At 59.9% G+C, this 5,219-nt stretch carries 6 protein-coding genes; 3 read left to right on the top strand and 3 right to left on the bottom strand.

Features of this window, described 5'->3' with window-relative positions; all coding sequences use genetic code 11:
• The first annotated feature begins 836 nt into the window (after window positions 1-836).
• On the top strand, window positions 837-1,370 hold the full coding sequence (locus E3O50_RS17970; protein WP_241975307.1) for a DUF488 domain-containing protein: 534 nt from the start codon (window positions 837-839) through the stop codon (window positions 1,368-1,370).
• A gap of 99 nt (window positions 1,371-1,469) precedes the next feature.
• Here E3O50_RS17970 and E3O50_RS17965 read toward each other — a convergent pair whose 3' ends face one another.
• On the bottom strand, window positions 1,470-1,763 hold the full coding sequence (locus E3O50_RS17965; RefSeq protein ID WP_241975306.1) for a hypothetical protein: 294 nt from the start codon (window positions 1,761-1,763) through the stop codon (window positions 1,470-1,472).
• Window positions 1,764-1,882: 119 nt separating this feature from the next.
• On the opposite strand from E3O50_RS17965, the gene E3O50_RS17960 reads away from it, so the two are divergent.
• Both E3O50_RS17960 and E3O50_RS17955 read left to right on the top strand, forming a co-directional pair.
• Window positions 1,883-2,524 carry a DNA-3-methyladenine glycosylase gene (locus E3O50_RS17960; protein ID WP_134558709.1) on the top strand — a complete coding sequence of 214 codons (642 nt, stop codon included), beginning with the start codon at window positions 1,883-1,885 and terminating at the stop codon, window positions 2,522-2,524.
• Window positions 2,525-2,658: 134 nt separating this feature from the next.
• Window positions 2,659-3,075 (top strand): DUF488 family protein, encoded by a 417-nt coding sequence (locus E3O50_RS17955; protein ID WP_134558708.1) that lies wholly within the window; start codon window positions 2,659-2,661, stop codon window positions 3,073-3,075.
• Window positions 3,076-3,385: 310 nt separating this feature from the next.
• Here the strand turns inward: E3O50_RS17955 and E3O50_RS17950 are convergent, their stop codons facing one another.
• Window positions 3,386-4,360: a sigma-70 family RNA polymerase sigma factor gene (locus E3O50_RS17950; RefSeq protein WP_134558707.1), complete on the bottom strand. Its 975-nt coding sequence runs from the start codon at window positions 4,358-4,360 to the stop codon at window positions 3,386-3,388.
• Between the two features lie 328 nt (window positions 4,361-4,688).
• Entirely contained in the window at window positions 4,689-4,901 is a 213-nt protein-coding gene (locus tag E3O50_RS17945) for a hypothetical protein (RefSeq protein WP_134558706.1), read from the bottom strand.
• Window positions 4,902-5,219: the final 318 nt, after the last annotated feature.

The raw sequence follows: 5,219 nt of genomic DNA, 5'->3' as shown, positions 1-5,219 counted from the left end.
TGCTTAGTCGGTACTCACTGACCATCCCACGGTGGCTCATTGCGTTGAAGAAGCAACGCTCAAGAGCGGGAAACCACACCACTCACAGGGACGTAACCCCCGCAATGTGCCGTGACTCTGCGAAAGTTGTGGCTGGACGCAGCGAGTCAAGAAGCCTTCGCCATAAAAGAAGGCACCAACGAAACAGGGTCAGACCTACTCATGTCCGTTATCATCGGAGCTGATCAGGTGGGTGCCTCTGACCAAGAATTTGTCTGGGCGCCTCGGCGCTTGTCGAGGCAGATTTGGGTTATCTAACTCGTCCAAATTGTTGAGTCACGCGCGTCGTGATTTGGACCAATGTTCACGACCGTGACCGACCTTGGGATCCATGATCGGGACGGACTGCGGGGCGTGACGGACGGGCGGACGGCTCGCGATTTAGGCCACGCTTCTTCGCGCAACACTGCAGACTCGTAGCCCTAGTGGAGTACATCAACGCCAGTCCCAGCTCTGCCTGGCGGCGCCCAAGCGATCAGCGGGACACTCCTGGTTGTTGCGGTTTCGATCGCATACCGACGGTCGGAGTTGGAGGGATCAAATGCACCTTTCCTCCGTTCGTTGAGGGGCTCCCGATGGGAATTTGGCCACCGATGATTCCCGCCCACGTTGACTTGATTGGTGGAGGGGAACGAGGACCAGTACGGGTCGACTAGGACACCGCCGTGCTCCAGGATGGCAACTCGGTGGTGGCCGGCGTGTGGAGCCGCTTCAGCGCGTCGTTGCGGAGCACAGGGTGGTCGTAAGAGTTCGACATTCTTGGTTCGGGTGCCTGTTGCACGCGGTTCAATGGGGGAGTGAATGAAACGCGCGTGTACACGGTCGGGCACTCTACTCATCCAGTCGGTGAATTCATTCGGATGCTGAAAGCAAACGACATCGAACGGCTCATCGACGTGCGCACGGTTCCGGGGTCGCGTCACAACCCACAATTCGGGGAACGTCAACTCGCCACAAGCATGTTGGAGGCTGGTATCGATTATCAGCGGCTGAAAGAGCTCGGCGGTTTACGGCACACCCCTGTAGCGGAAGCAACCATCAACGGGGCGTGGCGCAACAGGAGCTTCCGCGACTACGCCGACTATATGCAAACGCCTGAGTTCGCCGCCGGTATTGACGAGTTGATCGCGTTGGCGACGAAACAGACAGTAATTATCATGTGTGCTGAGGCGGTGCCATGGCGCTGTCATCGATCACTGATCGGGGACGCGCTATTGGCCCGCGGCCTGCAGGTTACCGACATTATGAGTCGGACATACACGAAGTCGCACACTATGACTGGTTTCGCGAAGATAGACGGGAAGAGCGTCTGGTACCCAGCGGAGGATTGACTGGCGAGGTGCGGGCCTGAATCTGAGTAAAGTGCTGACTGAATTGCAGAGATGCGGCAACGCCGGGGCGGTCCGAGGTGCACCGCTGAAGAATAATTTTCAGTCCCTGATAACGTGCGCTGGCATTCCGAGGACGGTCATGTGCATAGCACGGTCACGAAATGGGATACGAAAGGCTTGCGGGACGAGGGCCACTCGCACCGCTGGAGCGCGGATGACCCGCACGGTTTCGGCCTGCGACTTTGCCGACCAACACGGCCCGGATGGTGCGCTGCGTCCACTTTCGGCCATTGTGAGGTCGAGGTTGGTGGCCGTGGTGCCCCTGCGAAGTTTGTCGGTGAGTTTCAGTCCGACGACCGGCGGGATGAGGATGCACATAGGCTGTCCAAGCATGGCGGCGTCGGCTTCGATACCGCCAGCATTGTAGCCGAAGGCGCCGAGCTTTTTACCATCGGAGTGTGCTGTTCGCCTGATTTGGGGCAGCGGCCAGGGGAGTCACGTACGATTGCGCGATGAGCGGTTTCATTGGGTTGAGTCTCGCGAGGCGCAGTTTTTTCGCCCGCGATGTGCTCGAAGTTGCACCGGCTATTCTCGGCTGTGTCCTGCAACGCACCGATGGGGAGGGTACGGTCTCTCTCAGGATTACCGAGGTGGAGGCGTATGCCGGTGAACGCGACCCCGGCGCGCATTCCTATCGTGGTAAGACGAACCGGAACAAGACAATGTTTGGTCCGCCGGGACACATCTACTGCTATTTCACCTACGGGCTGCACCATGCCCTCAATCTTGTCGCCGGGCAGCCCGGACAGCCATACGGGTGCCTCATCCGCGCGGGCGACGTCATCACGGGCACCGAACTTGCCCGGGCACGACGCGAAGTGAAACCACGAAAACTTCCCCTTCCGGACCGTGGGCTGGCGCGGGGCCCGGGCTGCGTCGCCCAAAGCTTTGGGGCGAACCTAACGAACGACGGTGATGACCTCTTCGATGGACAGTGGCAGTTCTTCGCCCCGGATGATGGCGCCGTTCTGCCACATGCGAGGGGTCCGAGGGTGGGTGTCAGCGGGCCTGGTGGCGATGCAACGAGTTTCCCGTGGCGATATTGGTTATCGGAGGCGTCCTCTGTCTCGACCTTCAAACCTGGCCGCACGTAATGCTCTCCTGAGGATGGTTTCGGGCCGGAAGAGCATAATGACTACAAGGTTGGAGGCGGGTGGTCTGCCGCTCCGACGGTGTCGCTTCTTGGCGGGCGTTCACCGTTGGCGTGTCTCACGAAGGAGGTCTAACGATGACGAAGAAGCCGGGTGTCCGTGTGCGCAGAGTGTATGAGGAGGCTGAAGACGAGGATGGTTTCCGGGTTCTTGTTGATCGCATCTGGCCACGCGGCATGACGAAGGTGAAGGCGGCACTGGATGAGTGGTGCAAGGATGTGGCCCCGTCAACGGAATTGCGCAAATGGTATGGCCATGACCCGGCCAAGTTCACCGAGTTCACGCAGCGGTACCAAAGCGAACTCACGCAAGTTGAGCGGGGCAGGGCGCTGCAGCACTTGAAAGATCTGGCCGTCGACCGTCGTCTGACCTTGCTGACCGGCACCAAAGAACCCGACATCAGCGAAGCAGCAGTCCTGGCGGACATCCTGAACCAACAAGCACCCCGACGACTTGTAGCATCCTCGGCCGTGCGGACTCCGTCAACTCGATGAAGGTTCACCTGGGGAACATCGTTGCTTTGACGCTGGGAGAGCTTGACGACGGGAGTCGACCGCGTTCTGCGCGCAGCGATTGAACCTACTGCAATCCTGGATTAGACCAGTTTTTTCATCCTCCTGAATGTTTTGTTCGTGGAAATCCTGTTGATTGGGGGCGCCGAGTTCACTCAGCTCGCTATCTCGGCGGTCTCGACGTAGGCCTGATTGCGTGTGGCAATGTGCCCGGGGCTGACAGACACGTGCACGAAAGTGCGGGGCCCCACTGGGCCGAACCCGACCTCGGGGTTGAGTTTCCTTGTTGGGGTTAGTCGTAGAGGTATTGTTCGAGTCGGGGCACGGGGAGGAGCGCGAGGGCGCGTTTTTCGATTTGTCTGACGCGTTCCCGGGTGACGCCTTGCAGGGCTGCGACCTGTTCGAGGGTGTGGGGTTCGTCGCCGTCGAGTCCGAACCGGGCGGTCAGGATCGCCTGTTCTCGGGGCGGCAGTTGCCGGAGGTGAGAAGTGATGTCGGCCCGGCGCAGGGTGAGGGTCGCGTATTCCTCGGGCTCGGGTAGGTCGCCGTCTTGGATGAGTTCGGATATGTCACTCATACCGTCGCCGATCGGCATGTCTAAGGAAATGGGTTCGTGGTCGTAGCTGAGCAACCGGGATACTTCCTGGGCCGGGAGCTGGGTGGCAGCTGCGAGCTCCTCGATCGTGGCTTCTCGCTCGAGGGAGCTCACAAGGTCGCGGCGGAGGCGCTTGATTTTGTTGAGCTTTTCGGCGGTGTGGACGGGGATGCGGATCATGCGGGATTTGTCAGCTATGCCACGGTGGATGGCTTGGCGGATCCACCAGGTCCCGTAGGTGGAGAACTTGTAGCCGGTTGTGAAGTCGAACTTTGCGACCGCCCGGACGAGACCGATATTGCCGTCCTGGACGAGGTCCATGATGAGTGTTCCGCGGCCGGAGTACCGTTTGGCGATGCTGACGACCAGGCGCAGGTTGGCCTCGATGAAGTGGTTCTTCGCCCGGGCGCCATCGTGGGCAAGCCAGGCGAGTTCCCGGGAGAGCTCGGGGTCATCAACCCCGTGCAAGAGTTTTTTGGCGGCGAATAGGCCGACCTCGATCCGCCGGGCCAGGTTGACTTCGTCTTCGGCGCTCAGGAGGGGACCTTGGCCGATGCGACGCAGGTAGTCGTCGAAGGCATCCGAGGAGCCGCGCCCGTTGCGTGCGTTGACGGGGTTTCGCACAGGCGAGATCGGGGAGAAGATCGTCGGTGCTTGGAATTCGGCGCTCATTTTATTTCCGTCCCAGCTGCGATGCTCGCGGACGCCTGGGCCAGCGTGGACGCCACACGGTTCTCCAACGGCAGGAGGAGATTCGTTGCCTCGAAAGTGTCCCCGACGCGTTGAATGTAACGGAGAAGCACCGAGCCCGAGTCCACCCCGACGCCGGGGCCCCTGACCTGCCACGTGGCCGCAGAAACGGCGAATATACCAACGCTGATGTGCTGAAGTGAAGCAAGGTCTGTGGAGAATTTCAGTTCGATGCCGCGTGCGGCAGAGCGCGGCATCGCCGACCGGTGATCGGAACCATTCACCGGCTCTCGCACAGGAGTGATCGAGATCACGAGTTCACCAGCCGCGTGGATCCAGATTCTGCTGTGATGCCCAGTGCGCGAAGCGCTGTGAAGGCGGTCCAGCGCATACCGCCGCCGATTTCCATTACTTCGAAACTCTCGTTTCGCTGCTCCACACAGCCGAGGAGTCCCTCAAATTTGCCCACGCGCAGCTCGCGACGCACCAGCCATCCGTAAGCCGAAACCTGTGTGATTGACATGCAGTGACTACAGCAATAGTGCGCCGCGTCTTCGGTGGGATCGACCGAAGTCGTGTTCTGGGATGCGCCATCGGTGCCTGGGCGAAGCCAACTGTCAAGCATTTATGCTCCTCGGATCGTCGCGGATAAACCGCTGCCGAGGACTGGAGCAACAATTCGACCCTACGGCGGAGATGCCTGTGAGTCAATTGTGATCATCATCAGGGACACAACCATTTTTGTGATGTATCGGGACATGGGTGACAGTTCTGTATCAGGACATCGGTAACACTTCCTGTGTCAGGACATCGGTGACAGTTAGATGGTTTTTGGTCGCCG

Origin of the sequence: Cryobacterium sp. MDB1-18-1 (assembly GCF_004402735.1) — a bacterium.
In the GTDB taxonomy this organism is placed as follows: domain Bacteria; phylum Actinomycetota; class Actinomycetes; order Actinomycetales; family Microbacteriaceae; genus Cryobacterium; species Cryobacterium glucosi.
This window is presented reverse-complemented; position numbering and strand designations above follow the sequence as displayed.

Coding starts and splice junctions, on each gene's coding strand:
- E3O50_RS17965 (WP_241975306.1), bottom strand. CDS start 1,763: ATGCTTGGACAGCCTATGTGCATCCTCATCCCGCCGGTCGTCGGACTG.
- E3O50_RS17950 (WP_134558707.1), bottom strand. CDS start 4,360: ATGAGCGCCGAATTCCAAGCACCGACGATCTTCTCCCCGATCTCGCCT.
- E3O50_RS17955 (WP_134558708.1), top strand. CDS start 2,659: ATGACGAAGAAGCCGGGTGTCCGTGTGCGCAGAGTGTATGAGGAGGCT.
- E3O50_RS17945 (WP_134558706.1), bottom strand. CDS start 4,901: ATGTCAATCACACAGGTTTCGGCTTACGGATGGCTGGTGCGTCGCGAG.
- E3O50_RS17960 (WP_134558709.1), top strand. CDS start 1,883: ATGAGCGGTTTCATTGGGTTGAGTCTCGCGAGGCGCAGTTTTTTCGCC.